Annotated in this window: 3 protein-coding genes; all 3 read right to left on the reverse strand. The window is 58.1% G+C overall.

What is annotated here, in order from left to right; translation table 11 throughout:
• Nucleotides 1-42 precede the first annotated feature (42 nt).
• The 3 genes from QPK29_RS33335 to QPK29_RS33345 all read right to left on the reverse strand — a co-directional run bounded on the left by QPK29_RS33335 (nucleotide 43) and on the right by QPK29_RS33345 (nucleotide 3,398).
• Nucleotides 43-477, reverse strand: a complete 435-nt coding sequence (locus tag QPK29_RS33335; RefSeq protein ID WP_371772415.1) for a hypothetical protein — start codon at nucleotides 475-477, stop codon at nucleotides 43-45.
• Between the two features lie 25 nt (nucleotides 478-502).
• On the reverse strand, nucleotides 503-2,557 hold the full coding sequence (locus QPK29_RS33340; RefSeq protein WP_371772416.1) for a hypothetical protein: 2,055 nt from the start codon (nucleotides 2,555-2,557) through the stop codon (nucleotides 503-505).
• 82 nt (nucleotides 2,558-2,639) lie between these two features.
• On the reverse strand, nucleotides 2,640-3,398 hold the full coding sequence (locus QPK29_RS33345; RefSeq protein WP_371772417.1) for a TnsA endonuclease N-terminal domain-containing protein: 759 nt from the start codon (nucleotides 3,396-3,398) through the stop codon (nucleotides 2,640-2,642).
• Nucleotides 3,399-3,569: the final 171 nt, after the last annotated feature.

The raw sequence follows: 3,569 nt of genomic DNA on the forward strand, positions 1-3,569 counted from the left end.
TTACCTTCACTCATTCGCTGTCATCCTTTCGCGGACGACAGCTTAAACCACCGTCTCAAATTCGGGGTCCACTATAATGAGCAGTTGCGATTCGCACGGGATCAATTGCCAGTCGAGGTTTCGCCACTGCTCGCGATCTTGGGCGGTATAGATGCTGCGCCAGGTCGCCGCCTCGATCGGATTGCGGACGACGTAGCCCGCCCGGAGCAGGCGCGAGATAGTGCGTTCCACGTCATAGAAAATCAGGCGAGGAATCACGACATACTTGAGCCGTGCAAGGAGGTGCCAGCGTTCCTCGGTCGACATCGCACGCTCTTCTGGTTGGATCTGCGGACGCAGGATCATCGCCCTCGCGGCTTCCTTCTCCGTGAGAATCGGGGGCAGGGACTCGATCAACGGGTTATCGCGATACTCCGCGATATTCTGCTCGGCATACGTGGGAGAAGAATGATCGGTACTCATCTGCTGCTCCATCATGGCCACCGCTCCCGGAGCCGGTCCGTTACAGACCCCAGATGTCGTCGAGCGGGTTTTGTTTTCGCATATCGGGCCGCAACTTCACCACATTGTCCTGCGGTGGCGGATCGCAATACGACTGCGCTGCATCACGCGCGTGTTCGACTCGCTCGGCAGTTTTCTCGAAGGTCCGGTTCGATTGCACATTCGCCTTCTTCTCGGTCTTGCTCAGTCCCTTCTTGGCTTGCGCCGCGGCCGTCTTTGCGGCCGCCGTGATCGCATCGCACCCAGCGTCCAGCGTGGCACACACCTGCCGCAACTCCGAAGCCTTGCGATCCGCCTCCAGCCCAAGCAACTTGGCGCGATCAAGCATCTCTTCCAGACGGGCGAGCCGATATTTCTCGTTGTTATCCAACAGTTCGCAGGGCTCCCACTCGCGTGACGTGGCGTTGAGAATCCAGATGTACGCGGGCGCATACGGCAGATGCCGGATCTCGATCGGTTCGACCTTGCCGTTCGTTCTTGCGCGTGCAAACCATTCTTCGCGGACAGCTCGCTCGCAAGCGTAACGGCGCCCATGAAAATAGATACCGTCACGCCGGACCGATGCGGTTGCGGCCGGTAACAGCTTCGTCCAGACCCTCTGTTTTTCGAGCACCTTCGCTCCTCCCGTCAGGTGCTCCATACCCCAATTCCAAACCGTTAGCGGGGTCGCATCCATGAGATTCTCGCCCAGCATTTCATTGGGTATTGCGTCAGCGTGGTAAGCAGACAGGTTGTACTTGATCAACTTGTTTGCCAGGATCCGGCTCAACTCAGGGATTGTCAGCGAAGCGTCGAGTGAACAGTGGCGTCGTTTCATCTCGTCCAGCCTGCGGTTCAATGCCCCCGGCTCGAAATGGATGGTGTCATTATTGATGAGGTTGAACTGCTGCTCCACATTGGGCTTCCAGTCAGGCCTGCGAACCGCGGCGTTCTGGATGGTGATACCGAACTCTTTCGGCAACGCATCCGACGCCTTGGATTTCAGCTCTCCGTTATCGCACAGAAGCTTGTGAGGCAGATGACGGCACGGCCAGAGATCCGGGCTGATGTCGATGCCCAACTGCCGGCAGAAATCGGCCTTGTCCGAGAATGCATTAAACAATGCCAACCTGGCGCCTTCCCAACTCGGCCCCTCGAGCCCGAGATAAAAGCCCACCACCATCCGGGAGAAGACGTCGACCACGACATACAGGACGGGCCGCCCGATCAGCCAGGCGCGGTTGAACACCGATACCAGGTAGACGTCGACGATAGTCGCGTCGATCTCGAACCGTGCCCCGGGCCCGAATACCCGATTCCTAGAAGATCCCAGCACTCCGCGATGCTTAAGGTTCCAGGTGGTCGTGCTGATGTTGCGCTTGGTAAGCGCAAAATTCTGATCCATCTCCTTCACGACCTGTTTGAACTGGTGCAGCGACGGTGCTTCGTGCGCTTCAGGTGGCATCGGGACCAGCAGATTTCCGTGTGCCATCTCGGCGGTTTTAAAGTAGGTTTGCTTGGTGTCTTCCCAGGCCTTCTTGATCGTCACACCGGGCTTCAGGAAGTCATGAATACCCTGGACGATTTTCGTCCGGACCTCGACTCTCGACGGTCCGAGTAACGATGGATCGTCCTGCAGTTTGACCCGGTCCGGCCGCCGGCCGCGCTTGTTCGATCCCGCCTGCTGCGCCTGCCCGGACGGACCGCACAAGTCATAGCACGCAATCAACGCGTCGATACAGCTTCCGTACGCCCAATACCGGTACAAAGGCCGATACACCTGCTTGGGGTCGAGCTCCAATTCCGCAGCGCGCGCCAGGATCAGGCGGCCACGGGTGCGCGGCAGATAAATTTCGGGAATGCAGTCTTCGCGCACCAGAGGTTCAATGATCGCCCAGGCTCGATCCCTGACGTCCAGGCTTCGGCGCAAGATCGCTTCCTCGGGCTGGAATAGATAGGGCCTCAACTTCACTTGGATTCGCTGCAACATTCCATCGTTCAGGAGCCCCATCACCTCCTGCAGGCTATGCACATCCGGTTTCTTCAACGGCTTTTGCATGCCGATGGTGACGAGCACGTCTTCATCTGGCACGACCCACAGAACACGCTGCGGGCACGTAAAGCCTGTGTCTACAACGCCTGGCACCGGCTCGAATACCTCAGCAGGACACAATAGATCCATTGTGGCCACCTTCTTGAGCCGAAGTGAATCGCGGGTCGGATGCGGCGGGCAGGATCACCGGAGTACAGCGCAAACCGATCGGCACACGCAGGTCCAGGTTGATCAATTTGTGCCAGGCGCAATAGCGGAACATGTCCGTCGCCAGTTCAGGGGAAACAGCAGCACCGAACGCTGCCGCGCATTCGCGCAGGCGGTCCGCGAGTGTGAGCCCTTGTAAGGACGGGGTGTGGAACGCCGCGAGAAACCGGGGCAGCTGCGCATCGAAAGCATCACGATCGACATCATGCTCCACCATGAAGTAACTGAGCCACTCCAGGTTGTCGATGACGGTCTTGTCGAATTCGGCATTTGTGAATAGGTACCATGGAATGCCGCGCACAAGCCAATACCGTCGCTCGATCTCCAGTTTGATCAGCACAGATTTCCGGCTTCGGCCGCGCAGGTCGTCCGCGCTTTTGATGCTAACGGCTACCAGGGATCGCTTGCCGGCCTTATCAATCCTCGTGAGCAGAAAATCCGTCGTCATGACGATCGGCGTTCGGCTTCGCGGATAGCTTGGGTGACGGACTCCCAACGATGATGCAACGCGCTGGGTTGCCGACTCAGGAAACAATGGAAATTGCTCACGAATGTCCACGACGTCGGCCGCGTAATCCGCCAGCAGAAAGAAGCAACTTTCGTTATCGGAAAAAAGGTGGTGCACCCGGCCGGTCGTCACACCGAGTCGACGGCTCATCCGCCCTCTCGACGAAAAACATCGAACGTCGATCCAGGGTTTGTAGTGTGCGCCCTCGCCAAGGCCGAGTCCTTGCGCCTTCCATCTCGCGACGTCTATAGTGGACCCCGAATTTGAGACGGTGGTTTAAGCTGTCGTCCGCGAAAGGATGACAGCGAATGAGTGAAGGTA

The organism is Massilia orientalis (genome assembly GCF_030411975.2).
GTDB classification, from domain to species: domain Bacteria; phylum Pseudomonadota; class Gammaproteobacteria; order Burkholderiales; family Burkholderiaceae_D; genus Telluria; species Telluria orientalis.